Here is a 26,695-nt window from a genome sequence, read left to right as displayed (position 1 = left end):
ACGGTCGACCGCGCCGGGACATCGGCGTCGGCGGGCTCCGGGCAGAAGGCGGTGCCGCCACGGCATCCGGTCCGGGGACCGCAGCCCCTTCAGCCGCGGTTCATGGCGAAGGTGTCGGCCACCCAGTCGGCGATGTAGGTGCTCACATGCGGAAGGTGGTCGAGTCCGATGTGCTCGGTCGCTCCCTCTTCCGGGGTGAACACCCGCAGTTCGCGCCGGGGCGAGTTGACCGCCTGGTCGTAGGAGCGGTGCGCGTACTCGAGCGGGATCTGGCGGTCCTTCTCGCCATGGGCGATGAGGAACGGGACGGTGATCTTCTCGACGACACCGTCGAGGTGGACGTCGTCGGCGAAAGCGATGAACGTGTCGAGGTCGTCTTGGCCCCACACCCACAGGACGTGCTCCCAGTAGTGCGGCACCGGGCGCTCGCCCTCGCGTTCGAGGCGGCGGCGTTGCACCGCGCCCCAGTTGTGGTTGGCGCCCCAGGCGACGCAGAGCGCGAACCGCTTCTCGAAGGCCGCGGCCCTCGGGGCGAAGTAGCCACCGAGCGACCAGCCCACGATCCCGATCCGCGCCGGGTCGACGTCGGACCGCCGTTCGAGCCAGTCCACGGCGGCGCCGGCCCACACCTCGCTGTCGATCCGGGCCGTGATCCCCTGCAGCCGCAGCGCTTCGCCGGTGCCGGGCTGGTCGAGCATGAGGCACGAGATGCCGCGGGCGGCCAGCTCCTCCCAGTGCGCCGACCCGTACATGTGCTCCTTCGTCGAGTCCAGGCCGTTGACCAGCACCACGACCGGCGCCGGACCGGCGCTCGTGGCCGGTGCCGCGCTGAAGTAAGCGGGCAGGGTCGTTCCCTCGTACGGGATCGCGACCCGGGAGACGCGCGGGTCGCGCAGGTCGAACGCCTTCTGCGCCAAGGCCAGGACACGGCGGTAGGTGGGCAGCCGGTCGGGGTTCGCGTGCGCGAGCATGCGCTCGGCCTGGCAGAGGTAGTTGGTGGCCCGGAAGTACAGCTGCCCGGCGGTGCGCTCGTGCCCGGCCTTCTCCGCGGCTTCGGCCTGCGTGACGAGCTGGTCGGTCAAGGCGGTCCAGGCCCGCAGGAAGTCCGGGGTGCCGGCGTCGGAGCCCTGCGCGGCGGCCTCGCGGATCGGCCGGCAGGCCCGGTCGATCTCGTCGATCAGGCCGCCGGAGTTGAGCGCGGCGACCACGCCCAGGTTCCAGACGTAGTTGCCGGGGAAGTACTCGAACACGATCAGGTCCTTTCGAGAGGGTCAGCGGGGCGCACGGCGTCGCTGATCGACTTGACGCCGCCGTGGGCGGTCAGGCCGCCGTCGACGGGGATTTCCGCACCGGAGATGAACGACGCTTCGTCGCTGAGCAGGAAAGCGACGAGGGCTGCGACCTCGTCGGCTGTTCCGGTGCGGCCGAGTGGTGTTTCGGCGACGTTGGCCGCGCGGAACGCGGGTGAGGCGGACTCCGTCATCGGTGTCTCGATGTGGCCGGGGTGCACGGTGTTGACGCGGATGCCGCGCGGGCCGAGATCCAGGCACGCCGTCTTCGCCAGCCCGCGCAACGCCCACTTCGCGGCGGTGTAGGCGACCGGGTAGTGGCCGGTCAGCGCGGCCACCGAACCGACCACGACGATCGAGGCCCCGGTTCCCATCCGCGGCACCAGAGCCTGGATTCCGAGCAGGGTGCCGACGACGTTCACCTCGGTGACGCGCCGGAAGTCCGCGGGAGTCACCTCGGTCAGCCGGGCACGCCAGGTGATCCCGGCGTTGGCGACGAGGCCGTCCACCCGACCGTGGTCGGCCGCGAGCGCATCCCAGCCGCGGGCGTCGGTGACGTCCAGCGACCGGTAGCCGACCCCGGGCAGGTCCTCGGCGGGCTCCGGTCGCACGTCGACGCCGACGACGGTCGCGCCTTCGGCCGCGAGCAGCCGGGCTTCGGCGGCTCCCTGGCCTTGCGCGGCACCGGTGACCACGATGACCTTGCCGGCGACCCGGCCGCTCATACCGCGCGTTTCCGGGCTCGTGGCCGCGGCCGCGCCGGACGCACCGGCGGCAGCACCAGCCCGGGCACGACGGTGTTGCGGATCGTCCCGATGCCTTCGACGGTCATCTCGACGACGTCGCCGGGTTTCAGCGGCGGTGGCTGCTGTTCGCCACGGCGGCCCCACAGCTCGGCCAGGCAGCCGCCGTTGCCGCACGTTCCCGAGCCCAGGACGTCTCCGGCCCGTACCCGGGTGCCGCGACCGGCGTAGGCGACGAGTTCTTCGAACGGCCAGCCCATGTTGGACAGCAGGTCCTGGCCCACGTCGACGCCGTTGACCGTGACCCGCATGTCCAGCGCGAGGAAGCCGTCCGCATCCCGGTACGGCTCCAGCTCGTCGGCGGTGACCAGCCACGGCCCGAAGGTGGTCGCGGAGTCCTTTCCCTTGGCCGGGCCGAGGTTCACGCGCATCTCGCGGCGTTGCAGGTCGCGGGCCGACCAGTCGTTCATGATCGTGTAGCCGAAGATCGCCTCCGGCCCCAGCACGGCGGCGACCTCCAGCTCGAAGTCGAACGACCGCGAGCCCGGCGGGACCGGCACGGCGTCGTGCGCGCCGACCAGGGCGGCGGGGTTGGTGAAGTAGAACGTCGGCGCCTCGTACCATTCCGGCGGCACCGACCCCGGCGCGACCATGCCCTCGACGTGCTCCTCGAAGGCGACGAAGTCGCGGACGCTCGGTGGCTCGAGCGGTGGCAGCAGCCGTACCTCGGCCAGGGGCACGGCCGGCCCGCCGAGGGCGGCCGCGCCGGCTTCGAGGGCGGCGGGCAAGCCTCCGCGGACCAGGTCGAGCGCGGTGATCCCGGCCGGGAAGGCGTGAACGTCGTCGCCGGAGACCACACCCGCCTGCACGGTTCCGCCGTGCTCGTAGGTGGCGAGGCGCATCAGACCGGCGGGGCCACGAAGAGGCCCTTGTCGGGGTCGTTGAAGGAGCGGGAGGCGACGAACTCGTTCATCGCGTTGGCCGTCCCCCACTGGTCGGACACCTCGGGCCGGGTGAAGTCGTAGAGGTGCGGGTGCCAGGTGTCCTCGTCGATCAGCTCGAGTTCGGTGGTGTACTCGACGGTGTTGCCGTGCGGGTCGAGGAAGTAGCTGAAGGTGTTGTTGCCGGCCAGGTGCCGCCCGGGGCCCCAGATCTTCTCGACCCCGGCCCGCAGGAGCCGTCCCGTGCCGCGCAGATACTCGTCGATCCCCCGCATCTCGAAGGACGCGTGGTGCAGCGACGGGTGCGGGCCGCGGGCGATGGCCAGGCTGTGGTGCCAGGCGTTGATGCGCAGGAACCACATCATCCCGCCCATCCGCGGGTGCGTCAGGGTGTCGGACAGCTTGAACCCGAGGTGCCGCTCGTAGAACTGCCGGGTGCCTTCGGGGTCGGCGGAGTTGATCACGGCGTGGGACAGCCGGACCGGGACCGATTCGCCCGCCTCGATCTTCCGGTGGGCGCGGACCGCGACGTCGGCGCTGATCTCGATGGTGCGGCCTTCGTTGTCGAAGAACCGGAACCCGTAGCCCCCGCCCGGGGTGTGCAGCGAACGCGGCTCGTGGACCAGGGTGACGCCGGCGGTTGTCAGGCGGGCGGCCAGGGTGTCGACGTCGGCCGCGGTGGCCACGCCGAACGCGATCAGGTCGATGCGTTTGTCCGCCGCCTGGCGCAGCCGGACGATGTAGTGCTCGGGTGAACCTTCCGCGGCGAGGAAGGCGATCCCGGTGTCGGTGTGCTCGGTGGTCAGGCCCCACGCGCCGGTGTAGAAGTCCTGCTGGCGGGCGAGGTCGGGCACGGCGAGGTCGACGTGCCGCAGGTGGGTGATCAGGCCGTCGGTCATGGCGTTCCTCCGGAAGGGTTCAAGCGGGCTGGGCGACGAGGGCGGCGACGGCGTCCATCAGTCCGGGTAAGTCGCCCTGTTCGTGGTCGAGGAGCCACTGGCCGAGCTGGTTCGAAGCGTCGACCACGGCCGTCGCCCGGGCGACGCGCCGTTCGGTGAAGGCGCTCCACACCGCGTCGTCGAGGCTTTCGGCGCCGAGCAGGAGTTCACAGAGGACAGTCGCGTCCTCGAGCGCCTGCGCGCCGCCCTGGGCCAGGGTCGGCGGGCACGCGTGCGCGGCGTCGCCGATCAGCACCACGCGCCCGCGGTGCCACGGCGCGGGCAGCACGTGGGTCTCGAACCAGGTGTAGTTGACGCGGGAGGGATCGTCGAGCGTGGCGAGGATGTCGTCCCACGGCCCGTGGTAGGCCGACGCGAGTGCGCGCATGGTCGCGAGCCGCTGCTCCGAGTTCAGGGCACTGCGGTCCTGCGCGTCTTCGACGACGTAGGCGTAGAGCGAGTTCTCCCCGGTCGGGCAGTAACCCGCGATGTAGCACGGGCCGCCGTAGAAGAGGTCGGTGCGCGTGACCGACGCCGGCCGAGGCCCGAAGGCACGCCAGATGCCCATGCCGGTGGGACGGGTCTCCAGCTCGATGCCCAGGAGCCGGCGGATCGCCGAGCGGATCCCGTCGGCGCCGACGACCAGGTCGTAGCGGCCGGTCGAGCCGTCCGTGAAGGTGACGTCGACGTGACTGTCTCCTTGCCGCAGCTCGGTGACCGTGTCGCCGAAGCGGATCTTCGCGCCGGCCGCGGCCGCGCGGTCGTGCAGGATCCGGGCGAGGTCGGGACGCGGCATGCCCAGGGTGGCGGGCAGATCCGGGCCGCCGGTGCGGGCGTCCGGGAATTCGGCCAGCAGGGTGCCGGCGGGATCGGGCGCGCGTAGCCCCAGGCTGTCGAACCCGTACCCCTTCGCCCGGACCTCCTCCCACACGCCGAGGGCGCGCAGCTCGCGCAAGGCGTTGCCCTGCAGGGTGATCCCGGAACCGAGGGCGGCGACGCCGGGCTCGAGCTCGACGAGATCGACCGCGACTCCCCCGTTGGCGAGGTGGATCGCGGTGGCCGTGCCGGCGAGACCGCTGCCGACGACGAGGACGGTGGTGACGGCGGGCATGGCGGTCCTCACTTGACGGCGATCGGGGCGACCGGGGCGCCGACGGCGCCGGTCACGGGCAGCGGGTCGGCGGTCAGCCAGAACTCGTACGTCCCGTCGGCGGCGCAGTCGGCCGCGAGGGCGTCGAGGTCCCACATCTCGCCGAGGAACAGCCCGATGTGGGGAATGGCGACCTGGTGCAGTGGCTGGAAGGCGTCGTCGAACTCGTTGGGCCGCACTTCGAAGCCCCAGGTGTCGGTGGCGATGGCGGCGATTTCGCTGCCGTGCAGCCAGTCCGCCGTGGTGAACGACAGGCCAGGGGCCGGGCCGCCCGCGTAGTCGCCCCAGCCTTCGCGCCGGGCGCGGGCGAGCCGGCCGGTCCGCACCAGCAGCAGGTCACCACGGCCGACGCGCGCGGTCTCGCCGTGGGCGGCGATGGTGGCCTCGAGGTGATCGGTGGTGATCGCGAAGCCGTCCGGCAGCTCGCCGTCGTCGCCGAGCACCCGGCCGACGTCGAGGAGCACGCCGCGGCCGGCGAGGCGGCCCGACGCGGTCTCGATCCCGGTGACCTGGTCGCCTTCGCTGGTCACGACGTCTCCGGCGCGCCGGCCGTTCCACGCGAGGCCGTGGTCGAAGATGTGGCCGAGACCGTCCCACTGCGTCGAGGCCTGCAACGGCATGAAGACGACGTCGTCGGCGCCGCCCAGCCCGTGCGGGAACCCTTGCCCGCGCTCGGCGTCCAAGCCGGTGTCGAGCATCGTGTGGATCGGGTTGGTTCGCCGTCGCCAGCCCTTCTGCGGGCCGTCCGCGTCGAAGCGCTGCGCCAGCGAGAAGCTGACCCCGCGCCGGACGAGCGCGGCGCCTTCCCGGCGTTTGGGGTCGTCCAGGAAGTTCAGGGTGCCCAGTACGTCGTCGTCGCCCCAGCGGCCCCAGTTGGAGCAGCGCTGAGCGGCTGCTGCGATCGCGCCTTCGGGATCGGTTCGGTCCACCCCCTCACTGTCGAGGCCGGATGCGCTATCAGGGAAGAACAGATCGGTGATGCGGAGTATCGACAACGTTGATACCGTCGCTCGCTGTGAACCTGGCTCGGCTGGACCTGAACCTGCTGGTGGCACTGGACGCTCTGCTGCAGGAACGCAGCGTGACGCGCGCGGCGGCACGGATGGGCCTCGGCCAGCCGGCGGTGTCGGCCCAGCTGGCCCGGCTGCGCCGGCACTTCCACGACGACCTGCTCACCCGCTCCGGGAACCAGTACCGGCTCACGCCGCTGGCCGTGCAGCTCAAGGAACGCGTGCGCGTGGCCCTGTCCGGAGCCGAGCGGGTGTTCGCCGCCGAGCCCGACTTCGACCCGGCCTCGTCGACGCGCGAGTTCTCGATGCTCATGAGCGACTACGGGATCGCCATGCTCGGCCCCGGCATCGCGACCCGGCTCGCCGACGAGGCACCGGGCACCCGGCTGCGGTTCCCCGCCAACACGCCCAGGATGGTCGACGCGGCCGCTCAGGAGCTGGTCCACACCGACCTGCTGGTGATCCCGCACGGGTTCGTCGACGATCTGCCGCACCAGGACCTCTACCGCGACGAATGGGTGTGCCTAGTCGCCGCGGGCAACACCGCCGTCGAAGACTCCCTGACCGTCGAGCAGCTGGAGACCATGCCGTGGGTCGTGACCTACCACGGGCCGACGGCGTCGACGCCGGCCGCGCGGCAGATGCGCATGCTCGGGATCGAACCGCACATCCAGGTCGTCACCGAGACGTTCCTGACCGTGCCCGGGCTCATCGCGGGCTCCGGCCGCGTGGCTCTGGTGCAACGCCGGCTCGCCGACGAGATCCCGGCCGAGCTGGGCGTGCGGGCCCTGCCGTGTCCCTTCGACGCGACCCCGCTGGTGGAGGCGATGTGGTGGCACCCGATGTACGACGACGACCCCGAGCACCGGTACCTGCGCGACGTCGTCCAGCGGGCCGTCGCGGGGATGATCGGCATCACCCCGGCTGACGCCGGCCTTCGGAAGAAGTGACTTCCGCTCCGGAAACGCCCCTTCAGCCGACCATCTGCATCCCGGCGAAGAGCCCGACCAGGACGACTCCGACGCCGAACCCGACGAGTAGCGCACCGCCGATGGCGGGGCGGAGACGCACCCCGGCGTAGGCCAGCCCCAAAGCGAGCATCAGCCACGCGCCCACCAACGGCAAGCCGGTCATCATGCCGGCCGCGAACAGCGAAACACCTTTGGCGCCACCGGCGACCACCAACGCGTAGCCGATGATCACCAGCCAGTGCAGAGGACGGATTCCGGCCGGCTTCGCGACCATCGTGCGCCAGGAATGCTGGTGGGTCATGACGTACCCTCCCGATTCGGTGATACGTCCAGTGTCCCACGTCACGCCGCCCCTGATTCTTACCTGAGCGTTACGGCTCCGGCGAGCGATCGGCCACTGTGGACTCGCGTCCCCCGGTCGCCGCGCGCGCTCCAGTCCCCTGCCTTGTCCGCGGGGCGACGATCGTGCGACCGGTTCCGCACCACGACTCCGTGCGCGCCGGAAATCCGGGGACCGATCCCGCCCGGATCCATCCACAATGGACATCCGACGGTCTTGCGAAACGCGAACGAGACCGGGCTCCCCCGCTCGCGCCGCGACACCGTCCCTCCGGCGGTTTCCGGATGGCCGGGTCAGGAACCGGGCAGCGGCTGGTTGAACCGGATGCTGTTGCCGAACGGGTCACGAAAGCTGCAGTCGATCCCGTAGGGGCGTTCGGTCGGCTCGTCGGTGAACTCCACGCCCTTGGCCAGCAACTTCTCATAGGTCTTGCGGCAGTCGTCGCTGCCGAAGAACAGCGAACCACCCATCGCACCCTTGGTCAGCAGGTTCCGGACCTGATCGGCCGTGGCCTCGTCCAGCCTGGGCGGCCCGGGCTTCTCCAGGAGGATCTCGCGGTCGGGCCGGCCGGGCAGGTGGACCGTCAACCACCGCATGACGCCGAGGTCGGCGTCGGTGCCGACCTCGAGGCCGAGCTTGCCGACGTAGAAGTCGAGGGCCTCGTCCTGGTCGAGCACGAAGATCTGGGAAATCGTGATGGCGTTGAGCATGACGGCGAGGCTAGTTCACCCGCACGCCGAGACGCTTATCCGAAATGATCGTCCCGGTCAGCTCGCCGGCCGCATCCAGGCCATGGCGAAGCAGGTCGGCACGTCCGCCACCGGTCCATGCCGCCGGTACGCCGTCGGCGGCTCGCCGACGACGGCGCGGAACGTCCTGCTGAAGGTCCCGAGGCTGGTGAAGCCGACTTCCAGGCAGATGTCGGTGACGCTCCGATCACCCGAACGCAGCAGGAACATGGCCCGCTCCACTCGCCGGCGTTGCAGGTACCGATGCGGGGTTTCCCCGAAGGTCGCGCGGAAGGTCCGGATGAAATGCACCGGCGAAACGTGCGCGACCCCGGCCAAGGCGGCCACGTCCAGCGGCTTCGCGTAGTCCCGGTCCATGATGTCGCGTGCGCGCAGCACGCGGCGGTTGCGCTCTTCCACGGCCCGGCTCACAGCACGATCACACCACATCATCCGGCCCCGAGGTGGCCCGTGCGCCGGCAGGCGGTGTCAGTGCCGGCAGGCGGTCGCGCCGTGACAGGCGATCATGGCCTGCAACGTGTCGTGCAGCTGCTTCTCCTTGCCCGGTGGCAGCTGGGCCGCGGTGTTGTGCAGTTCCTGCGGATCCGTGCCGCGGTCGTAGTACTCCTTCGTACCGTCGGTGTACTCGACGTAGGTGTAGGTGGCACTGCGGATCGCCTCGTAGGTGCTCGGGTTGCCGCTGTTCTTCTTCGGCTGGTCCGGGTCGGTCTTGTCGAAGTCCGGTCCGTGGTGCTCGACCAGCCCGACCGTGCGCCAGGTCCCCGGCGTCGCCCCGGTCAGCAGCGGCACCAAGCTCTCGCCGTCCACCTGCGAAGGTGTCGGGGCGCCGGCCAGTTGCTCGAACGTCGGCCGCAGGTCGATGTTCTCCACCGGCTGGTTCACGGTCACTCCGGCTTTGACACCGGGTCCGGCGACCACCAGCGGCACGTGCACGTCCGTGTCGAAGGCGGTCTGCTTGCCGGGGGTGAGCCGGTACTCCCCCATGTGGTAGCCGTTGTCCGAGGTGAACACGATGTCCGTGTCGCCGCGCACGCCGGCCTTGTCCAGTGCGTCCTGCACGGTGCCGATCATCTTGTCCACCGACTGCACGGCCTGCGCGCGCTTGCGGAACGCCTTGTCGATGGTCATCTTCTCCTTGTCCGTCAACGGTGTGCGGGAAGCGAGCCACGGCGGCGCCGAGGACGGCAGGGTGTCGAACGCCGGCCCACGCGGTGCGGTGAGACCGGGGAAGGCGTCGGCGTCGCGGGGTGCCGGGGTGTACGGGCCGTGCGGGGCGAACGTGGCGAGTTCGATCGCGAACGGCGTGTGCGCGGCGGCCGAGTCGGTGACGAACCGCGCGGCTTTGCCGGCCATCACGTCGACCAGATAGTCCTGGGGTGTCTTCCCGTAGTGCTTGATCGTGCCGTTTTCGTTGAGGTCGTAGTCGAATTCGCCGTAGCCGTTGCCGGCGACGTCCCATTCGTTCCAGCCCGGGGGTATGCCGTTGGTTTTGGGGTCGTAGCCGTTGAGGTACTTGCCCATCATCGCGGTGCGGTACCCGGCCTGCTGCAACGACGTCGCGTAGGTCGACTTGTCATCACCCCGGTCGTGGAAGGCCCCGTAGCCGCCGTCCTTGCCTCCGTTGGTGAACACGCCGGTGTCGTGCGGCAGCATCCCGGTGAACAGCGACGACCGCGACGGGCAGCACAGCGAGTCGGTGACGGTGTAGTTCGCGAAACTGGTGCCGTTGCGGGCCATCTCCTGCACGTGCGGCAGGTACGGGAGCAGGTTCATCGACAGGTCGTCGGTCAGCACGAGGACGACGTTCGGCTTGCTTCCCGCCGCCCCGGAAACGGCGGCGGGCCGAGCACTGCCGGTGGTGCAGGCCGCGGCGGTCGAGGCCAGCGCCACGACCAGCAACGAGGTCAGAAGAAGGCGAACACGGGAGGACATGTCCGCACGCTAAGGCCGCCACCGCAGAGCCCGGTCAGTGTTGTGTTCGGGTCCGGTAAAGGCGTGCACGCGCGTGGTGGCCGGAGCACGACACGATCAGGCCAGCACCGGCACGGGAAGACCTGGTGATTACCCGGTCATCGCCGGGCTGGCGCGGGGATGGCGTTGTCGATGAGGACGGTGGCGATGGCGGCGGCGGTGGGGAAAGAGTCGCTGTCGAGGACCCGGGTGCGGGCCGAGGCGCCGTCGATGAGCAGGGCCAGTTGTTCGCCGAGTTGCTCGGGGTCGGTGGCGCCGGCTTCGCGGGCGGCTTCGGTGAGCCGCGCGGCGATGGCGGTCTTGTAGTCGCGGGCGTACCGGGACGCGGAGTGCTGGGGGTCGTGGAGTTCGACGGCCGCCGCGATGTAGGGGCACAAGGGCGTGGACTCGGGCATCTCGAACACCGCGAGGAGTCGTTCGCGGGGCGTGAGGCCGGGGCGGTCGAACACTTCGGGCATGACGTCGGGATCGAATCGGCGCAGGTATTCGGTGACGAGTTCGTCCTTGCCGGCGAAGTGCTGGTAGGCCGTGCGCTTGGACACCTGGGCCACGGCGCAGAGCTCGTCCATGCCGGTGCGGTTGATGCCCTGGTCGCGGAACAGCTGCTGTGACGCGCCGAGGATGCGCTCGCGCGCACCCCGGCCGCGGCGCCGGCCCAGCGGGCCCTTCTCCAACTCCGTCATGCCTGGAGCATACACCGTTCGGTACGGAACGGTGTACATAGCTTGCGCTCCGGGCCGGCTCCGGCTACGTTACATACACAAGTTGGTGTACATAACGCCAAACCCCCGGCAACGCAACGGAGTGATCGTGGGAAAGCTCGAAGGCAAGGTAGCGGTGATCACCGGCGGATCCACCGGCATGGCACTGGCCGGCGCCAAGCTGTTCGTCGAGGAGGGAGCGCACGTCTTCATCCAGGCCCGCCGGCAGGACGCACTGGACGACGCCGTCAAGCTGATCGGCCGCAACGTCACCGCCGTGCAGGGTGACGCGGCCGACCTGGCCGACCTGGACCGCTTGTACGACACCGTGAGGCGGGAAAAGGGCTCGATCGACGTGCTGTGGGCCAGCGCCGGGACGGGCGAACCCGCCGTCCTCGGCGAGATCACCGAGGAACAGTTCGACCGGGCCTTCCGGCTCAACGCGCGCGGCACCCTGTTCACCGTGCAGAAAGCGCTTCCGCTGCTCAACGACAACGGCTCGATCCTCATGACCGGGTCCAACGCCTCCCTCGGCGCGTTCCCCGGCTGGAGCCTCTACGCGGGAAGCAAAGCCGTCCAGCAGGCCTGGGCCCGCGTCTGGCTCAACGAACTGCGCGACCGCGGGATCCGGGTCAACGTCCTGACCCCCGGGCAGGTCGCCACCGCCAAGCAGGAAGAACTGTTCGACGAGGCCACCAAGGACGCGTTCGAGGCCCTCATCCCCCGCGGGAAGATGGGCCGCCCCGACGAAATCGCCACCGTCGCCCTCTTCCTCGCCTCCGACGACTCCAGCTACGTCAACGGCCTGGAACTGGTCACCGACGGCGGCGCCACCGCCATCTGAACCCGCCCCGAAACAGAAAGAGAGCACACCTCATGAGCACCATCACCCTCATCGGTACCGGAAACATGGCCCGCACCCTCGGCACGCTCGCGGTGGCGGGCGGCAACACCGTCGAGGTCATGGGCCGCGACCAGGCCAAGGCCGACGACCTGGCCAAGGCTCTGGGCAGCGGCGTGACGACGGGCAAGTGGGGCGCCGTCCCGGCCGGGGACATCGTCATCACGGCCCTGCTGTACGACGGTGTCGTCCCGGTCGTCAGCGAATACGGAGACGCCCTCGCCGGCAAGGTCATCGTCGACATCAGCAACCCCTTTAACGCCACGTTCGACGGGCTCGCCCACCGCGAGGAGGCCTCGATCGCGCAGGAGGCCGCCAAGGTGGCCCCGGCAAGTGCCAGCGTGGTGAAGGCGTTCAACACCATCCTCCGCGGTGTCCTCGAGAACGGCCGGCCAACCGTCTTCATCGCCGGCGACGACGCACCGGCCAAGGCGAGCGTGGCGGAGTTCGTCACGAGCCTCGGGCTGCGCCCGCTGGACGTCGGCGCCCTGAAGATGGCGCACTGGCTGGAAGGCATGGGCCTGATCACGGTGAGCCTCGCCGGCCACGGGGTCGGTCACGGGGACTTCGCCCTCGGCGTCGACGAATTCACCGGCTGACCCGTACCGACCGGAGGAAACCCCCCCATGAAACTCGGTTTCACCCTTCCCGTCGTCGGGCCCGCCATCGGCAGCGCCGCCGGCCTGGGTGCGTTCTGCCGCGAGCTCGAGGACCTCGGCTACGACACCCTGTGGGTCGGCGATCGCCTGGTCACCCCGGTCGACATGGACCGCACCTACCTGACGCACGGGCCGCAGATGGGCCGCTACCTCGATCCGCTGCTGCTGTTGACGGCCGCCGCGACGGCGACCGGCCGGATACGGCTGAACTTCAGCACGCTCAGCACGTTCTACTACGAGCCACCACACCTCGCCCGGCTGCTGACCACGCTCGACGTGCTCAGCGACGGCCGGCTAGGCCTCGGCGTCGGGCTGGGGTGGCTGAAGCAGGAGTACGACATCGCCCGCAACGCGGACTGGCACCGGCGCGGCAGGATGCTCGACGACATGCTGGCGTTCCTGCAAGCGTGGTGGACGACCACCCCGGTGTCCTGGGACAGCGAGTTCCTCTCGCTGCCGCCGGTCCACGCCGACCTGCGCCCCGTCCAGGCGGGTGGGCCGCCCGTCTGGATCGGCGGGGCCAGCGAAGCCGCGATGCGCCGGGTCGGCCGCCTCGGCACCGGCTGGCTCGCGGTCGAGGGGCCGCCGGCCGCCGCCTCGATCTCCGGCCGGGACGAGAACGCCGAGCACCTGTGGTCGATCGCGCGCCGCGCGGCACAGGACGCCGGCCGCGATCCCGACGCGCTGAAGAAGGCCATGCGCATCAACGTCGGCCCGGGCACGTCCGCCGGCTCACTCGCGGACAAGCTGAAGCGGCACGCCGAATCCGGGATGGACGAGGCGTACGTGGACGCCTTCGCGGTGCTTCCCAGCCTCGACCGGATGCTCGACTTCGCCGGGCAGGTGATCGCGCGTACCGGCCGGTTGTGACCGGCGAAGGTGCCTCGGAATCATTGTGCCGCGGTTTCGCCCCCACGCTGCCACATAGCGTAGTTCCCGCATTCCGCGGTGACTTCGGCGGCCGCCTGAGCCGCGGCGAAGAAATCGTCGATCACCGGCGAGTTGCGCGAGGCCGCCACCGCGAGGCACACCTCGTCGGGCGCCAGATCCGGGACGGGCACGTAAACGACTTCCGGATGTGAGTAGAACACGGTCGCCGAACGGGCCAGGAACGAGATGCCCCGGCCGGCCGCGACGTGCTCGAGCGTTTCGTCCACCCCGCGCGCCCGGTACCCGGCGTTGGGGTGCGGGTGCCGGGTGGGCTGCGTGCTCGGGCCGGCGTGCCAGACCAGCGGCTCACCGGCCAGGTCGGCCTCGGTGACTTCCTCCTTGCCGGCCAGCCGGTGGGCAGCGGGCAGCACCGCCACGCGTGGCTCGGTGTAGAGCGGGACGACGCGCAGGCCGGTCTCGTCGATGGGCGGCCGCACGTAGCCGATGTCGATGCGGCCGTCGAGCAGCATCGGGGCCTGGTCGTCCCCTTCGATCCGTTGCACGTCCACCAGGACGTCCGGGTGCCGGGCGGCGAACAGGTTCACCGCCGGGGTGACCGCGACGCCGGCCCGGAAGCCGACCATCAGCCGCCGGTCGCCCCGCGCGGCCACGGTCACCCGGCGGCGGGCCGCGTGCGCGGAGGCCAGCAGCGGGCCGGCGTCGGTCAGCAGCTGCCGGCCGGCGTCGGTCAGCGTGACGCCGTGGCTGTCCCGGGTCAGCAGCGGGGCGCCGAGATCCTTTTCGAGGGCGCGGATCTGCCGGCTGAGCACCGGCTGCGCGATGTGCAGTTCGTCGGCGGCGCGGCCGAAGTGGAGCTTCTCGGCGACGGCGACGAAGTAGCGCAGCTTGCGCAGGTCCAGGTCCACGGTGCCTCCCGGTCTGGCGATGCCTCCAGGGTATCGCAGCGGCCGAAAGAGGTCTTGGACAGCTGATCAGGCCGATGGCAACGTCGGATTCAGGGACGGCCACGGCGTCCTCATCCACTCCGGAAGGCAGTACACCATGAGCAGCATCAGCATCATCGGCCTGGGCGGCATGGCCCGCGCCATCGGCGCTCGCGCGGTCGCGAGCGGCCATGCCGTCGAGGTCGTCGGCCGCGACGAGGCCAAGGCCAAGGACCTGGCCGCCGCGCTCGGCGGCGGCGCCACGGCCGGGACGTTCGGCACCACCCCCGCCGGTGACCTCGTCATCCTCGCCGTGCCGCACGCCGGCTCCGTGCCGGTCGTCACCGAGTACGGGGACACGCTGGCCGGCAAGATCGTCGTCGACATCTCGAACACCGCCAACGCCGACGCCACGGGGCTGGTCACCCCGGACGGCACTTCCGGCGCGCAGGAGATCGCCGAGGCCGCCCCGGCGAGCACGCACGTCGTGAAGGCGTTCAACACCGTTTTCGGTCACGTCCTGGCTCGGGGCGGTTCGCTGGACGTGCTCTTCGCCGGCGACGACGCGCAGGCCAAGGCGAGCGTGTCCGCGTTCGTCGAGAGCCTCGGGCTGCGCCCGCTGGACGCCGGCGGCCTGGAAATGGCGCGCTGGCTGGAAGGGGCCGGTCTGCTGATGATCAGCCTGGGCCGCCACGGCGCAGGGACCTTCGACTTCTCCCTCGGCGTCAGCCTTTCCGGCTGAGCACACCACCACCGTCTACCCCCTCACCTGGAGCAGCAAGTGCGCGTTTTCGTCACCGGCGGGACCGGCCACGCCGGATCGCACATCATCCCCGAGCTCGTCGCCGCCGGGCACGAGGTCACCGGACTGGCCCGGTCGGACACGGCCGCGGCGGCGCTGTCCGCGCTCGGCGCGAAGGTGCGTCGCGGCGACCTCGAGGATCTCGACGGCCTCAAGGAGGCGGCCGCGGATTCCGACGGCGTCGTCCACGTCGCGCACCGGCAGGACCTGCTGCCCTCCGGCGGGATGGACGCCGTGGCCGCCGCGGAGCTCCCGATCGTGCTCGCGTACGGCGAGGCCCTCGCGGGAACCGGAAAGCCGCTGGTCGCGGCGGGGAGCATCGGCTCGCCCGGGAACGGGAAGATCCTGGGCCGGCCGGCCACCGAAGAGGACCCGGCCCTGCCGGTCGGCGATGAGCACAGGGGCACTCTGCGGGCTCGCAACGTCGTGGAAGCCGCCGTGATCGACCTCGCCGAGCGGGGGGTGCGGTCTTCGGTGGTGCGGCTTCCCACCATCATGCACAGCACGGCCGATGCGGGCTTCCTCACCACGTTGATCGCCGTCGCGAAGGAGAAGGGCGTCGCCGGCTACCCCGGAGACGGCGCGAACCGGTGGAACGCGGCACACGTCCGCGACGCCGCCTCCGTGTTCCGCCTGGCGCTGGAGAAGGGCCCGGCCGGGCGGTACTGGCACGCGGTCGAGGGCGACGGCGTCCCGCTCCGCGAGATCGCCGAGGCCATCGGCGGTCGTCTGGGCCTGCCCGCCGTGAGCATTCCCGCGGACGAGCTGATGCTGCCGGGATACTTCGGATTCCTCTCGGCTGTGGTCACGCTCGACCTTCCGGTGTCCAGCCTCATCACCCGCCGGACCCTCGGCTGGGAGCCGGTTCAGCCCGACCTGCTCGCCGATCTGGACAACGGCCACTACTTCCCCGCCGGCTCGACCGAAGGACGCTGAGGACATGACGACCGTCGGATTCATCGGCAGCGGGAACATCGGCAGCACCGTCGCGCGGCTCGCCGTCGAGGCCGGGCACCGGGTCGTGCTCAGCAACTCGCGGGGTCCCGAAACGCTCGCGGACACCGTCGCGGAACTGGGTCCACGGGCGTTCGCGGCGACGAGCGGGGAGGCCGCGGCGGCCGGTGACATCGTCGTGGTCTCGGTGCCGGTCAAGGCGTTCCCCGAGTTGTCCGCCCTGCCGCTGGCCGGGAAGACGGTCATCGACACGGGCAACTACGGCCCCGAGCGCGACGGGCCCATCCCCGAGCTCGACAGCGCGTCGCTCACCTCGAGCGAGCTGCTGCGGCGGTCCCTCCCGGACGCCGTGGTCGTGAAGGCGTTCAACAACATCTTCTTCAAGCACCTGCGGTCCCTCGCCCGCCCGGCGGGGGCGCCCGACCGCTCGTACCTGCCGATCGCCGGGGACTCCGCACCGGCGAAGGCGGCGGTGACCGCGTTCCTCGAGTCCCTCGGGTACGGCGTCGTGGACGCGGGATCCCTGGCCGGCAGCTGGCGGCAGGCCACGGGCACGCCGGTGTGGGGGACGCCCTACGGGCCGTACTCGGACGAGAAGGGCGAGCCGGCCGACGAGAACGCCATCCGCGCGGCCCTGGCCACCGCGACGCGGTGACCCCCGGCCGCGGCGATCCACTGTGGAGCGACGGCCACACCGAGCGGCTTGGGAGTCGGTTCAGAATGAGTCGGCGTGTCGTCTTTGCTTGGACTGCCATGCTTTCCAGAATCTTGGTATGCGCGAGGAGGTCCTTCCGCTGCACCCCCGGCGGTTCCGCTACCCGGGTCGCAAACGCGCCGACGACCGCGCCGCGCTGGAAGGCATCCTGTACGTCATCCGCACCGGCATCGGCTGGAACCGCCTGCCCACCGCGCTGTTCGGCGCCTCCGGGGTCACCTGCTGGCGGCGGCTGACCGAATGGCACGAGGCCGGCGTCGGGCAGCAGCTGAACGAACGCCTGCTCGCCGAACTGCGTGCCGTCGACCTGCTGGACCTCTCAGCCGTGCTGGTCGACTCCACCCACCTGCGGGCCCTCAAAGGGGGGATCACACCGGCCCCAGCCCGGTCGACCGCCGCAAACCCGGCGCCCAACACCACCTGATCACCGACGCCCACGGCACTCCGCTCGGTCACGCTCACCGGCGGTCATCGCAATGACGTCACCCAGCTGATCCCGCTGCTCGACGCCATCCCATCGATCCGCGGCGCGGTCGGCAAGCCACGCCGCCGCCCGTGCCGGCTCCACGCTGACCGCGGCTACGACCACGACAAGGGCCGCCGACTGGTCAGCGCCCGCGGCATCACCCCGCTCATCGCCCGACGCGGCACCGAACACGGCTCAAGGCTGGACACCATCCGCTGGCCCGTCGAACGCAGCTTCGCCTGGCTCAAAAACGTCCGCCGGCTGCGCATCCGCACCGAACGACGAGCCGACGTGCACCAAGCCATCCTCAGCATCGCCTGCTCCGTGATCTGCCTCCGCAAACTCATTCCGAACTGACTCCTTGGCCGATGACGGACACGAGCGCGAGGCATCCGGCGTGCCGGGCGTCGCCATGGACCATGATGCGGAGGCCGTTGCCGGCGACGGTCAGGACGTCGCAGTCCAGGGTGACCCCGCTTCGACGTCCTCGGTGGCACGGACACTTGCGACCGGTGGATGGAGGGCGCCACCAGCCATCTGCGAGTGACAGCCGAGCCGTCCTTGGCGTTGCCGGCCGTCCAGCCGCCACCGGCAACCCTCAAGCGCTGTCCGGATGCGCGCCGGAAACCGTATATCCGCTTGCTTACTCCTTTCCAGCGGAGTCGGAAAATGACTTTCGGAAATGCCGCGAAATCGCTAGACCAGCGTCACCGTGCTCCGTTCGGGTGAATTCGAAGCAGCCACGAAGCACACTGGCTCCCGCCACCGTCCCTTACTAGAGTTGAAATATCAACGACACCGAGATCGCCCCGTCGATCACCGGGCAATGGCACCGATCGATGCGAGTGCGCCACGGACGAAGAAATAGGTGGTGGGCAATGACAAGCAGGAGCATCGCGGCGACAGAGCTGCCGACAACCTGGCAGCGAGCCCTGACAGCGGTGCTGACGGCGCTGGCCGGCGCCGAACTCGGCGGTTCCGGTATCAACAGCCCAGGTCTGGCTGGAGTGTTCAGCCTGCTCGTCGACGGCGCGCGCCGCTGCGCCGGGTCCGGTTCGGCGGCGGTGACCTTGTGCGTCCCCCTGCCGGGCTGGCTGCGGATCGCGGCCGCGACCGGTGACGGCGCCGAGTGGACCGGCAGGCTCATCCCGCTCGAGGGATCGGTCTCGGCGCTGACCCGGCGCGAAAGCCAAGCCATCCGGGTCGCCGACACCGCCTCGGACCCGCGGACCGTCCAGTCCGCCCGCAAAGCCGGTATCGGGCCGAGCATGGTCGCCCCCCTCTACACCGAAACCGGGGAATGGGACGGGACTCTCCTGGTCGGCCGTCCCCCCGGCGCCGACCAGTTCCCCGCCGCCGAACTCGAGTTCTTCGCCGAGTACGCCCGCCAGGCGTGGACCGCGATCACCGCCGCCGCCACGACCGCCGCCCGGATCGAGGCCCGGCACGCCGCCGCCCACGACCGGCTCACGACCGTCCTGCACGAGGTGACCGGACACGACCTGGCCGCGATCCAATTCGTCACCGAACAACTGCACGCCCAGCTGCCGCCCCGGCACTGGCCCCAGCTCACCCCGCTCACCACGGCCATCACCGCGACCCGTCAGCACGTGTTCGGTGCTCTCGAAGCCGACCCGGCGAACACCGCCGACGAGACCGGTCCTCTGCTCACCCGCCTGCTGCACACGTGCTCCACGGTCGCCCGGCCGCTGGAGCTGGTCGAGCAGATCACCGTGCACGATCCGCTGCCGGGCGAACTGCCGGCCACGACGGTCGACCTGATCGGCCGCTGGCTCGCCATCGCGCTCCTCATGGCCGACCGACTCGGCTACACCCGCACCGTCGACATCGCCACCCGCACGACGACCCAGGAACAGCTCGCCTTGACCGTCGGCTACTACGGCCGGCCACCAAGCCCCGAAGACGACGCCGCCCCGCTCACCGCCCTGCAGACCATCACCGACGAACTCGGCGGCATCCACCGGATCGACACCCCCGGGCCCCAGCAGGTCCGGATGACGTGGATCTCCGATCCCCTGCGCCGCCCGGCGCCGGCACTCGACTGAAAGAACCGCATTCGCGCACCGTGGACGGCGATCTCCGACTCGTCCGCGCCCATCCTGAACCGGCTCGGCGCCCACGAACGGGTCATGCCATCGCGCGGGCTTTCCGGATCCGCACCGGCGGTCCCCGGCCCGCTCGAGTCGGAAAATGTTCCACCCGTCCGGCGGCGTGCCAGGATTCGATGCCGAGATATCAGGAAAAACGAAAACACCGGTCCGAATGTCCCATCGCTCAGCGGAAAACTCGCCACCGTTGTCTTTACCATGGAGTGCATGAGGTGTTCCCGAAAACATTCGCCCCCGCCGGACACGCCGTTTCCCGAACCTGCCCCGGCACGGCCGGAAGTCGTCGCCCTGCGCCGCGAGCGGAACCGCTGGTTGAGCCGGGAGGCGAGCCTCGTACTGGGCCGCGCCGGGCGTGACGACCCGGATGTGCGGCAGGCACGCACGGCTCACCTCGTGCTCACCTACGCCCTCGCGGTCGTCCAGCAGCGCTTCGCGGTCAGCGGTTCCTACCCGGACCTCGCCGGCCCCGCACCGCTCGAACCCGACGTCCCGGCGGCGGCGCGCTCGACGGAGCCCATCGGGTCCTAGCGAGATCGCCCGCGGCTCGGCCGGCCTGGCGCGCGCACGCCACGATCCACGGATGCGCGACGCTAGCGGTTGTCGACGGCGCTGTCGGCCTGTCCGACGGCGGCGCGGCCGGCCTCGAGCCGGGCAACGGGCACGCGGAAGGGCGAGCAGGACACGTAGTCGAGGCCCACCTCGTGGAAGAACCCGATCGACGCGGGGTCGCCGCCGTGTTCGCCGCACACGCCCAGGACGAGGTCCGGGCGGGCGGCCCGGCCCGCTTCCACGGCCTCGGCGATGAGCTTGCCGACGCCCTCCCGGTCGATCGTCTCGAACGGCGACACCCCGAAGATGCCTTCGGCGATGTAGGTGGGGAAGAACGACGCTTCGACGTCGTCGCGGGAGAAACCCCACACGGTCTGGGTCAGGTCGTTGGTGCCGAAGGAGAAGAACTCGGCCGAACCGGCGATGCGGCCCGCGGTCAGCGCGGCCCGGGGCAGCTCGATCATGGTGCCGATCTCGTACGGGAACTCCGTCCCGGCGGCGACCGCGTCGAGGATCCGCCGGGCGCGCCCGGCCATGATGTCGAGTTCCCGCACGTCGCCGACCAGGGGGATCATGATCTCCACGCGCGGCGTCCCGCCCGCACGGACCCGGGTCGCGGCGGCTTCGGCGACGGCGCGTACCTGCATCTCGTAGAGGCCCGGCACGACCAGCCCCAGCCGGACCCCGCGGGTGCCCAGCATCGGGTTCTGCTCGTGCAGCCGGTCGACCGCGCGCAGCAGGGTCTCCGGCGCGTCCGCCCGGCCGAGGGCCTGGGCCACCGCCACCTGGGCGGTCAGCGCGGTGCGGTCGGGCAGGAACTCGTGCAGCGGCGGGTCCAGCAGCCGGATCGTCACCGGCAGCCCGTCCATCTCCTCGAGGATCCGCACGAAGTCCTCGCGCTGCAGGGGAAGCAGCGCCGCGAGCGCGGATTCGCGCTCGGCGTCGGTCTCGGCGAGGATCAGCCGTTCGACCAGGACCCGCCGGTCACCGAGGAACATGTGCTCCGTGCGGCACAGCCCGACGCCGGTCGCGCCGAGACGCCGGGCCCGTCGCGTGTCCTCCGCGGTGTCGGCGTTCGCCCGCACCTCCAGCCGGCGTCGCGCGTCGGCATGGGTGATGATCCGGTCGACCGCCTGCAGCAGGGCGTCGCTCCCGGGCGGGCGGCGGCCTTCGAAGTAGTCGACGACCGGGGACGGCACCACGGCCAGCTCGCCGAGGTACACCTCGCCCGCGGTCCCGTCGATCGAAATCACGTCACCCTCGGCGACGACCGTGCCGTCCGCGGTCGTGAACCGGCGGTTCGCGGCGTCGACGTTCAGGGACTCGGCTCCACACACGCAGGTCCGTCCCAGCCCGCGCGCGACGACGGCGGCGTGCGACGTCTTGCCGCCGCGGCTGGTGAGCACGCCGCGAGCGTGGATGAGCCCGTCGAGATCGTCCGGATTGGTTTCCTTCCGCACCAGGATGACCGCGGCACCTTCCTCGGCCCGGCGGACCGCGGTGGCCGAGTCGAACACGACCTCGCCGACCGCCGCCCCCGGAGACGCGGCGACGCCGGTGGCGACGGGATGCGTGGCGGTGCCGGCGAAGCGGGGGAACATCAGCTGCGCCAGCTGTGCACCGGTGACCCGCCGCAGCGCCTCGTCGGCGTCGATCACGCCTTCCTCGCGCAGGGCCTCGGCGATGCGGAACGCGGCGGCCGCGGTGCGCTTGCCGACCCGGGTCTGCAGCATCCAGAGCCTGCCCCGCTCGATGGTGAACTCGATGTCGCACAGGTCGCGGTAGTGCTCTTCCAGGGTCCGCATGATCCCGGTGAGCTGTTCGTAGGGTCGCGGGTGCAGCTCGGCGAGCCGGTGCAGGGGCAGGGTGTTGCGGATGCCGGCCACGACGTCCTCGCCCTGGGCGTCGGCGAGGTAGTCGCCGTAGACGCCGGGTTCGCCGGTGGCCGGGTCGCGGGTGAACGCGACGCCCGTACCGGAGTCCTCGCCCAGGTTGCCGAACACCATCGCGCACACGTTCACCGCGGTCCCCAGGTCCTCGGGGATGTGCTCGGCCCGGCGGTACACGTGGGCACGGTCGGTGTTCCACGACTGGAACACCGACATGATCGCCAGGTCCAGCTGCTCCCGCGGGTCCTGCGGGAACTCCCGGCCCGCCTGCTCGCGGACGATGTCCTTGAACGTCGCGGTGAGCGCCCGCAGATCGGCCGCGTCCAGCTCGAGATCACCGCTGACGCCCTTCGCCTGCTTCACCGCGCGCAACGCGCCGGTGAAGTGGATCGCGTCGACACCCAGCACCGTCGTGCCGAACATCTGCACCAGCCGCCGGTAGGAGTCCCACGCCAGCCGCTCGTCGCCCGACCACGCGGCGAGCCCGGCCACCGACTCGTCGGTCAACCCGATGTCGAGGACGGTGTCCATCATCCCCGGCATCGAGAACCGCGCGCCGGAGCGGACCGAGACCAGCAGTGGCTCGTCGACCTGCCCGAGCTTGCGGCCCATGGCCCGCTCCAGCGCGTGCAGGTGCTCCCCCACCTCCTCGGTCAGCCCCTCGGGTGGCGCGCCGGTCGCCAGGTAGGCCCGGCAGGCCTCGGTGGTGATCGTGAACCCCGGCGGTACCGGCAGCCCCATCACGGTCATCTCGGCGAGGTTCGCGCCCTTGCCGCCGAGCAGGTCCGCCATGGAGCGATTGCCCTCGGCGAAGTCGTACACATACTTGCGCATCGTCATCTCCTGGTCGCGGGGTTCGTCTCCATCACACCGATCCACCGGCGCGCCGGACACCGCACAACGGTCCGCCGCTGGGTGCCCTAGGTCCTCAACCGGGATGACCGTGGTCCTCACCCAGGGAGCCGGCCGCGCCGGTGCGGACGCGGCAGCCTCGAACTCGAGGCCCGGGCGGCCGGGGTCGCGCCGCCGAGTTGTTCGCCGAGCTCTGCGGCACCGCTCGCCCACCGGTGACGCCGAGGCCGGCCCGCACCGGCTGGTCTTCCGGCGCCCGTCAGGCCACTCCGGGAGGGCCAGGTTCGGCGAGGCCGTGTTCCACGCGCAGGTACGGGAGCGGATCGGCGCCGGCCATCGCGCCGTTGTCCAGCCACCGGCGGAACCCCGCGGCCTCGCGGCTTTCCAGCTCGTCCAGCAGGACCTGCCGGATCGCGGCCAGCCGCCCGCGGGCCGGGTCTTCGTCCGGCAGGCGCGCCAGCTCCTCGTGACTGCGGCGCCAGACCAGGCAAAGTTCCGCGGTGGCCGAGCCGGCCACGGTCGAGCGGACGCTCACCGCCGGCCGGCGCGCGCCGCGCGCCACCGGGGACGGCGCTCGCCGCCGGACCCACCACCCGGCCGCGGCCACGGCCACCACACCCGCGAGGAAAGAAGCCACGGTGGCAACCACACCCGCCCGCGCCGGCCGGACCCGTCTCCGCCCCTCGGACTCACCGACCCGTTGCCAGACACGGCGTGCGCCGGGAAACCCGCGAAACCACGCACGACGAGCCCGACGGCGGCAACTCCCACGAGGAGAAGAATCGTTCGGGACATCGCCGCTCACCTCCGACGCGTCGGGTGCTGCTCGGGGAAATCAAGGGCCGCAAGGACCGTACCCACGCGTCTCGCGCCGCCGGCAGGACGTAAAGGCCCGCGTTCGAGGGTCCTTCTGCCCACCGGCGGGCGAGGCCGGAAACCCTGCGCGATCACGACGAGCTCGCGGTAACTCGTGGAGTCCGAGGACCGGCCGCACACCGGCCGGATAGTACGCGTCACGTAGTACGCGTCCTGTACTATTCGGCCATGGACGAGCACCTGCCCCACAAGCGGCACCTGCGTCGCGCGTGGCAGCTCCTTTTCGCCGTGGCCCTGCTGCTCATCGCCTACGTCGGCTACGCCGCGATCCGCGCGGCACAACCGGTAAGCCTGCCCGCTCCGACCGGCCCTTACCCCGTCGGCCGCACCATCACCGAGTTGACCGACCACGCCCGCGTCGACTCGCTCGCGCCGCAACCCGGCTCGCCACGGCGGTTGTCGGTCTGGCTCTGGTACCCCGCCGCGCCGGGGCCGGGGACGAGATCCGCTCCGTACGCGCCCGGAGGGTGGGCGGGACTTCACTTCGGCGGCGTACTCGCCTGGAGTGAGACCGGTTTCGACGACATCCGCGTCCACGCGGTCGCCGACGTTCCCGTCGCGGCCGGCCGGTTCCCCGTCGTCGTCCTGGAACCGGGACTCGGGTTCGCCGCGCCGCAGTACACCACGATCGCGGAAAACCTCGCCTCCCACGGATATCTGGTCGCGGGGGTCACCCCCACCTACAGCGCGAACCTGACCGTCCTCGACGGAACGACCGTGCCTTCCGACGAAGCCGGCAACCCGCCGGCGTTCGACTCCGCCGACCTGCACCAGGGCCAGGCGCAGGCCGCGGGCGACCGGCTGGTCGGCATCTGGGCGGCCGACGCTCGCTTCACCGCGGCACAGGCCGCGCAGCTTCAGGCGCAGGGCCGGTTCGCCGGCCACGTCGACACCGCCTCGACCGTCTACCTCGGCCATTCCTTCGGCGGGGCCGCGGCCCTCGAGGCCTGCCGCACCGACCCGCACTGCGCCGGCGCCGCCGACCTCGACGGCACCCAGTACGGCACCGTCGTCCACTCCGGACTCGCCAAACCGCTGATGCTCATCGGCAGCCAGGACTCCTGCATCACCGGAATCTGCGAGCCGGCCACGCCAAGCGACCACGCCGATCAGGATGCGGCGCGATCCCTGGTGGACGCCGGCACCGGGCCTGTCTGGTGCTATCGGCTCGCCGGGGCCGAGCACTTCGCCTTCACCGACTACGGCGCCTACTACCTGGCCGCGCCGGCCGATCTCCTGCTGGCGCTCGGCCCGATCGACGGCCGGGTCGCCCTCACCGTCACCAACGCCTACCTCGGCGCGTTCGTCGACCACGTGGTCCGCGGACGCCCCGAAGCGGTGCTGGGCACGCCGTCACCGTATCCCCAGGTCGAGGTGCAGCGCACGACACCCTGAACCGGTCAGCCGTGGAGCACGCCGGTGCCCAGCAGGGCCAGCAACGCCACACCGACGACGACCCGGTAGACGACGAACGCCGTGAACGTGTGGCCGGCCACGAACTTCAGCAGCCACGCGATGGCCCCGTACGCCACCACGAACGACACCATGGTCCCGACCACCAGCGGCACGACGTCGAGACTGCCGCCCAGCGCGTCCTTCAGCTCGTACAGCCCGGCACCGGTCAGCGCGGGAATCGACAGGAAGAACGACAGCCGCGTCGCGGCGACGCGGTCGAGGCCGCGCAGCAGGCCGGTCGAGATCGTCGCCCCGGACCGGGAGAACCCCGGGAAGAGCAGCGCCAGGATCTGGGACGCGCCCACGAGCATCGCGTCGAGCAGGGTGACGTCGCCTTCGGCGCGCTTGCCCGTGCCGAAGCGGTCCGCGACCCACATGACCGCGCTGCCCCCGATCAGCGAGGCCGCGACCACCCACAACGACGCCAACGGACCCTTGACCAGCGACTGGAACAACAGCCCGGCCACCACGATCGGGATCGTCGCGAAAATGACCCACCACGAGAACTTGTAGTCGTGTTCCTGACGGGCCTCGGCGTTGAAGAGCCCCCGGCCCCACGCTCCGGCGAACCGCGCGATGTCGCGGAAGAAGTAGACGAGCACGGCGGCGATCGCGCCGACCTGGATCACCGCGGTGTAACCGACCACGGACTGGTCGTCGACGGGAATGCCGAGCAGTCCTTCGGTGATCTTCAGGTGTCCCGTGGACGACACGGGGAGGAACTCGGTCAGGCCTTCCACGACGCCGAGGATCACGGATTGGCCGATGTCGATCACGCTCACGGGAACTGTTCCTTCTGAGGAGGACGGCGGTCTGGGGGCGGGATCCGTAACGGATCCGCGCGGGAAAGCAGTGGTGCGGGGGCTCGGCCGTCGTGCGGTGGCCAGAATAGGCAACCGTCCGACGGCCTGAGCAGGCGCCCCTTCCGGGCGGGAAAAATCCGCGACGACAGCGTTCAGCCGTGTTTCACGGTGACGAAGCCCGGGTTCGCCGAAGTGCGGCGAAGTGCCGATGACCGGCTAAGAGCCGTCGGCCTCGTTGCGCTGCTTGCGGTTCCGGAGCAGTTCGAGGCCGAGCGGAATGAGCGACACGATCACGACGAGCGCGATGATCGGCAGCAGGTACTGGTCGACCCCGGGAACGCTCGACCCGAGGACGTACCCGGCGAGCGTGACGCCGACCGACCAGAGCAGGCCGCCGACGACCTGCCACACCACGAAGGTGCGGGCCGGCACGGCGAGGATGCCGGCGAGCGGGTTCAGGACCGTGCGGACCACGGGGATGAACCGCGCGAGCACGATGGCCTTGGCGTGGCCGTAGCGGCCGAAGAGTTCTTCGGCCCTGGTCAACCCTCGATGCAGGTGCTGGTTGCGGGTCCTGGCCAGGAGGGCGCGGCCACCACGCCGTCCGATGAGGAATCCGCTCTGCGCACCCAGGAGCGCGCCCGCGACGGACGCGATCAGCACCAAGGGCAGGGAGAGGTGCACGGCGGCCGTCGCGCTGGTCGTGCAGAACAGGCCCGCGGTGAAGAGCAGGGAGTCGCCGGGCAGGAAGAACCCGATCAGCAGGCCGGTTTCGGCGAACAGGACGAGGAACACACCGGCCGCGCCGAGGCTCGACAACCAGGATGTCGCGCTCAACGGGTTCATCGCTCGGACCGCCCTCCATCTTCGACACGTACGTAGTATTTCTACACCTGTGTCGTATTGCACGGGGAGTGCAGGGGTGGGGGGGGGGGGGCCCCCCGCCCCCCCCCCCCCCCCCCCCCCCCCCCCCCCCCCCCCGCCCCCCGCCCCCCCCCCCCCGCCCCGCCCGCCCGGCCCGCCCCCCC

The 26,695-nt window shown here is 71.0% G+C and carries 26 protein-coding genes and 1 pseudogene; 11 read left to right on the top strand and 16 right to left on the bottom strand.

The window, feature by feature from the left end; genetic code table 11:
* Positions 1–89: 89 nt before the first annotated feature.
* Genes ACGFMK_RS24635 through ACGFMK_RS24610 form a run of 6 tightly spaced genes read right to left on the bottom strand, consistent with a single transcriptional unit; the run spans position 90 to position 5,990 of the window.
* Positions 90–1,250, bottom strand: a complete 1,161-nt coding sequence (locus ACGFMK_RS24635) for an alpha/beta hydrolase family protein (protein WP_392767424.1) — start codon at positions 1,248–1,250, stop codon at positions 90–92.
* A 2-nt stretch (positions 1,251–1,252) separates the two neighbouring features.
* On the bottom strand, positions 1,253–2,014 hold the full coding sequence (locus ACGFMK_RS24630; RefSeq protein ID WP_392767421.1) for an SDR family NAD(P)-dependent oxidoreductase: 762 nt from the start codon (positions 2,012–2,014) through the stop codon (positions 1,253–1,255).
* Positions 2,011–2,934, bottom strand: coding sequence for a fumarylacetoacetate hydrolase family protein (locus ACGFMK_RS24625; RefSeq protein WP_392767418.1), 924 nt, complete (start codon positions 2,932–2,934; stop codon positions 2,011–2,013). The genes ACGFMK_RS24630 and ACGFMK_RS24625 overlap by 4 nt, the downstream gene beginning before the upstream one ends.
* Positions 2,934–3,872, bottom strand: a complete 939-nt coding sequence (locus tag ACGFMK_RS24620; RefSeq protein WP_392767416.1) for a VOC family protein — start codon at positions 3,870–3,872, stop codon at positions 2,934–2,936. Before ACGFMK_RS24620 ends, ACGFMK_RS24625 begins: the two co-directional genes overlap by 1 nt.
* A gap of 19 nt (positions 3,873–3,891) precedes the next feature.
* The gene (locus ACGFMK_RS24615) at positions 3,892–5,022 is read right to left on the bottom strand and encodes an FAD-dependent oxidoreductase (RefSeq protein ID WP_392767414.1); all 1,131 of its coding nucleotides are present in this window, start codon (positions 5,020–5,022) and stop codon (positions 3,892–3,894) included.
* An 8-nt stretch (positions 5,023–5,030) separates the two neighbouring features.
* Positions 5,031–5,990, bottom strand: coding sequence for a cyclase family protein (locus tag ACGFMK_RS24610; RefSeq protein ID WP_392767411.1), 960 nt, complete (start codon positions 5,988–5,990; stop codon positions 5,031–5,033).
* An 86-nt stretch (positions 5,991–6,076) separates the two neighbouring features.
* On the opposite strand from ACGFMK_RS24610, the gene ACGFMK_RS24605 reads away from it, so the two are divergent.
* Positions 6,077–7,021 carry a LysR family transcriptional regulator gene (locus tag ACGFMK_RS24605; RefSeq protein ID WP_392767409.1) on the top strand — a complete coding sequence of 315 codons (945 nt, stop codon included), beginning with the start codon at positions 6,077–6,079 and terminating at the stop codon, positions 7,019–7,021.
* A gap of 22 nt (positions 7,022–7,043) precedes the next feature.
* Here ACGFMK_RS24605 and ACGFMK_RS24600 read toward each other — a convergent pair whose 3' ends face one another.
* The 5 genes from ACGFMK_RS24600 to ACGFMK_RS24580 form a co-directional block, all read right to left on the bottom strand.
* Complete coding sequence (locus ACGFMK_RS24600) at positions 7,044–7,343, bottom strand: hypothetical protein (RefSeq protein WP_392767406.1); 300 nt, start codon at positions 7,341–7,343, stop codon at positions 7,044–7,046.
* Positions 7,344–7,675: 332 nt separating this feature from the next.
* A complete protein-coding gene (locus tag ACGFMK_RS24595) occupies positions 7,676–8,092 on the bottom strand; it encodes a VOC family protein (RefSeq protein ID WP_392767403.1) in 417 nt (138 codons plus the stop codon).
* Between the two features lie 57 nt (positions 8,093–8,149).
* A complete protein-coding gene (locus ACGFMK_RS24590) occupies positions 8,150–8,542 on the bottom strand; it encodes a helix-turn-helix domain-containing protein (RefSeq protein ID WP_392767401.1) in 393 nt (130 codons plus the stop codon).
* A gap of 57 nt (positions 8,543–8,599) precedes the next feature.
* Positions 8,600–10,063: a sulfatase gene (locus ACGFMK_RS24585; RefSeq protein ID WP_392767398.1), complete on the bottom strand. Its 1,464-nt coding sequence runs from the start codon at positions 10,061–10,063 to the stop codon at positions 8,600–8,602.
* Positions 10,064–10,200: 137 nt separating this feature from the next.
* On the bottom strand, positions 10,201–10,785 hold the full coding sequence (locus tag ACGFMK_RS24580; RefSeq protein ID WP_392767396.1) for a TetR/AcrR family transcriptional regulator: 585 nt from the start codon (positions 10,783–10,785) through the stop codon (positions 10,201–10,203).
* Between the two features lie 127 nt (positions 10,786–10,912).
* Between ACGFMK_RS24580 and ACGFMK_RS24575 the strand changes: the two genes are divergently transcribed.
* From ACGFMK_RS24575 to ACGFMK_RS24565, 3 genes are read left to right on the top strand one after another with little or no spacing between them, the layout of a single operon-like run.
* On the top strand, positions 10,913–11,647 hold the full coding sequence (locus tag ACGFMK_RS24575) for an SDR family NAD(P)-dependent oxidoreductase (protein WP_392767393.1): 735 nt from the start codon (positions 10,913–10,915) through the stop codon (positions 11,645–11,647).
* A 32-nt stretch (positions 11,648–11,679) separates the two neighbouring features.
* Entirely contained in the window at positions 11,680–12,303 is a 624-nt protein-coding gene (locus ACGFMK_RS24570) for an NADPH-dependent F420 reductase (RefSeq protein ID WP_392767390.1), read from the top strand.
* Positions 12,304–12,330: 27 nt separating this feature from the next.
* Positions 12,331–13,233 (top strand): TIGR03619 family F420-dependent LLM class oxidoreductase, encoded by a 903-nt coding sequence (locus ACGFMK_RS24565; protein WP_392767387.1) that lies wholly within the window; start codon positions 12,331–12,333, stop codon positions 13,231–13,233.
* A 20-nt stretch (positions 13,234–13,253) separates the two neighbouring features.
* Here the strand turns inward: ACGFMK_RS24565 and ACGFMK_RS24560 are convergent, their stop codons facing one another.
* Positions 13,254–14,159 carry a LysR family transcriptional regulator gene (locus tag ACGFMK_RS24560; protein ID WP_392767384.1) on the bottom strand — a complete coding sequence of 302 codons (906 nt, stop codon included), beginning with the start codon at positions 14,157–14,159 and terminating at the stop codon, positions 13,254–13,256.
* Positions 14,160–14,295: 136 nt separating this feature from the next.
* Between ACGFMK_RS24560 and ACGFMK_RS24555 the strand changes: the two genes are divergently transcribed.
* The 6 genes and pseudogenes from ACGFMK_RS24555 to ACGFMK_RS24530 all read left to right on the top strand — a co-directional run bounded on the left by ACGFMK_RS24555 (position 14,296) and on the right by ACGFMK_RS24530 (position 19,771).
* Positions 14,296–14,919, top strand: coding sequence for an NADPH-dependent F420 reductase (locus ACGFMK_RS24555; RefSeq protein ID WP_392767382.1), 624 nt, complete (start codon positions 14,296–14,298; stop codon positions 14,917–14,919).
* Positions 14,920–14,958: 39 nt separating this feature from the next.
* The gene (locus ACGFMK_RS24550; protein ID WP_392767379.1) at positions 14,959–15,915 is read left to right on the top strand and encodes an SDR family oxidoreductase; all 957 of its coding nucleotides are present in this window, start codon (positions 14,959–14,961) and stop codon (positions 15,913–15,915) included.
* 4 nt (positions 15,916–15,919) lie between these two features.
* Positions 15,920–16,588, top strand: coding sequence for an NADPH-dependent F420 reductase (locus ACGFMK_RS24545; protein ID WP_392767376.1), 669 nt, complete (start codon positions 15,920–15,922; stop codon positions 16,586–16,588).
* A gap of 118 nt (positions 16,589–16,706) precedes the next feature.
* Positions 16,707–17,471 (top strand): annotated as a pseudogene (locus tag ACGFMK_RS24540) (IS5 family transposase).
* A gap of 521 nt (positions 17,472–17,992) precedes the next feature.
* A complete protein-coding gene (locus ACGFMK_RS24535; protein ID WP_392767374.1) occupies positions 17,993–19,180 on the top strand; it encodes a GAF domain-containing protein in 1,188 nt (395 codons plus the stop codon).
* Between the two features lie 270 nt (positions 19,181–19,450).
* Positions 19,451–19,771: a hypothetical protein gene (locus ACGFMK_RS24530; RefSeq protein WP_392767371.1), complete on the top strand. Its 321-nt coding sequence runs from the start codon at positions 19,451–19,453 to the stop codon at positions 19,769–19,771.
* 62 nt (positions 19,772–19,833) lie between these two features.
* On the opposite strand, the gene ppdK is transcribed toward ACGFMK_RS24530, so the two are convergent.
* Both ppdK and ACGFMK_RS24520 read right to left on the bottom strand, forming a co-directional pair.
* Positions 19,834–22,515: a pyruvate, phosphate dikinase gene (gene ppdK, locus ACGFMK_RS24525; protein WP_392767368.1), complete on the bottom strand. Its 2,682-nt coding sequence runs from the start codon at positions 22,513–22,515 to the stop codon at positions 19,834–19,836.
* A 277-nt stretch (positions 22,516–22,792) separates the two neighbouring features.
* Positions 22,793–23,170 (bottom strand): hypothetical protein, encoded by a 378-nt coding sequence (locus ACGFMK_RS24520; protein WP_392767365.1) that lies wholly within the window; start codon positions 23,168–23,170, stop codon positions 22,793–22,795.
* A gap of 407 nt (positions 23,171–23,577) precedes the next feature.
* On the opposite strand from ACGFMK_RS24520, the gene ACGFMK_RS24515 reads away from it, so the two are divergent.
* Entirely contained in the window at positions 23,578–24,804 is a 1,227-nt protein-coding gene (locus tag ACGFMK_RS24515; protein WP_392767363.1) for an alpha/beta hydrolase, read from the top strand.
* 5 nt (positions 24,805–24,809) lie between these two features.
* On the opposite strand, the gene ACGFMK_RS24510 is transcribed toward ACGFMK_RS24515, so the two are convergent.
* Entirely contained in the window at positions 24,810–25,646 is an 837-nt protein-coding gene (locus tag ACGFMK_RS24510; protein ID WP_392767360.1) for an undecaprenyl-diphosphate phosphatase, read from the bottom strand.
* Positions 25,647–25,883: 237 nt separating this feature from the next.
* Positions 25,884–26,513, bottom strand: coding sequence for a DedA family protein (locus ACGFMK_RS24505; protein WP_392767357.1), 630 nt, complete (start codon positions 26,511–26,513; stop codon positions 25,884–25,886).
* Positions 26,514–26,695 lie beyond the last annotated feature (182 nt).

It is taken from the genome of Amycolatopsis sp. NPDC049252, from assembly GCF_043197175.1.
GTDB lineage: Bacteria > Actinomycetota > Actinomycetes > Mycobacteriales > Pseudonocardiaceae > Amycolatopsis.
The sequence above is the reverse complement of the archived record's forward strand: the minus strand, read 5'-3'. Positions and strand labels throughout refer to the sequence as shown.

Excerpts from the sequence above, each read along its gene's own strand:
- ACGFMK_RS24555 (WP_392767382.1), top strand. The coding sequence starts at position 14,296 with ATGAGCAGCATCAGCATCATCGGCCTGGGCGGCATGGCCCGCGCCATC.
- ACGFMK_RS24585 (WP_392767398.1), bottom strand. The coding sequence starts at position 10,063 with ATGTCCTCCCGTGTTCGCCTTCTTCTGACCTCGTTGCTGGTCGTGGCG.
- ACGFMK_RS24545 (WP_392767376.1), top strand. The coding sequence starts at position 15,920 with ATGACGACCGTCGGATTCATCGGCAGCGGGAACATCGGCAGCACCGTC.
- ACGFMK_RS24570 (WP_392767390.1), top strand. The coding sequence starts at position 11,680 with ATGAGCACCATCACCCTCATCGGTACCGGAAACATGGCCCGCACCCTC.
- ACGFMK_RS24630 (WP_392767421.1), bottom strand. The coding sequence starts at position 2,014 with ATGAGCGGCCGGGTCGCCGGCAAGGTCATCGTGGTCACCGGTGCCGCG.
- ACGFMK_RS24580 (WP_392767396.1), bottom strand. The coding sequence starts at position 10,785 with ATGACGGAGTTGGAGAAGGGCCCGCTGGGCCGGCGCCGCGGCCGGGGT.
- ACGFMK_RS24505 (WP_392767357.1), bottom strand. The coding sequence starts at position 26,513 with ATGAACCCGTTGAGCGCGACATCCTGGTTGTCGAGCCTCGGCGCGGCC.
- ACGFMK_RS24595 (WP_392767403.1), bottom strand. The coding sequence starts at position 8,092 with ATGCTCAACGCCATCACGATTTCCCAGATCTTCGTGCTCGACCAGGAC.
- ACGFMK_RS24535 (WP_392767374.1), top strand. The coding sequence starts at position 17,993 with ATGACAAGCAGGAGCATCGCGGCGACAGAGCTGCCGACAACCTGGCAG.
- ACGFMK_RS24515 (WP_392767363.1), top strand. The coding sequence starts at position 23,578 with ATGGACGAGCACCTGCCCCACAAGCGGCACCTGCGTCGCGCGTGGCAG.
- ACGFMK_RS24620 (WP_392767416.1), bottom strand. The coding sequence starts at position 3,872 with ATGACCGACGGCCTGATCACCCACCTGCGGCACGTCGACCTCGCCGTG.
- ACGFMK_RS24600 (WP_392767406.1), bottom strand. The coding sequence starts at position 7,343 with ATGACCCACCAGCATTCCTGGCGCACGATGGTCGCGAAGCCGGCCGGA.
- ppdK (WP_392767368.1), bottom strand. The coding sequence starts at position 22,515 with ATGCGCAAGTATGTGTACGACTTCGCCGAGGGCAATCGCTCCATGGCG.
- ACGFMK_RS24625 (WP_392767418.1), bottom strand. The coding sequence starts at position 2,934 with ATGCGCCTCGCCACCTACGAGCACGGCGGAACCGTGCAGGCGGGTGTG.
- ACGFMK_RS24615 (WP_392767414.1), bottom strand. The coding sequence starts at position 5,022 with ATGCCCGCCGTCACCACCGTCCTCGTCGTCGGCAGCGGTCTCGCCGGC.
- ACGFMK_RS24565 (WP_392767387.1), top strand. The coding sequence starts at position 12,331 with ATGAAACTCGGTTTCACCCTTCCCGTCGTCGGGCCCGCCATCGGCAGC.
- ACGFMK_RS24530 (WP_392767371.1), top strand. The coding sequence starts at position 19,451 with ATGAGGTGTTCCCGAAAACATTCGCCCCCGCCGGACACGCCGTTTCCC.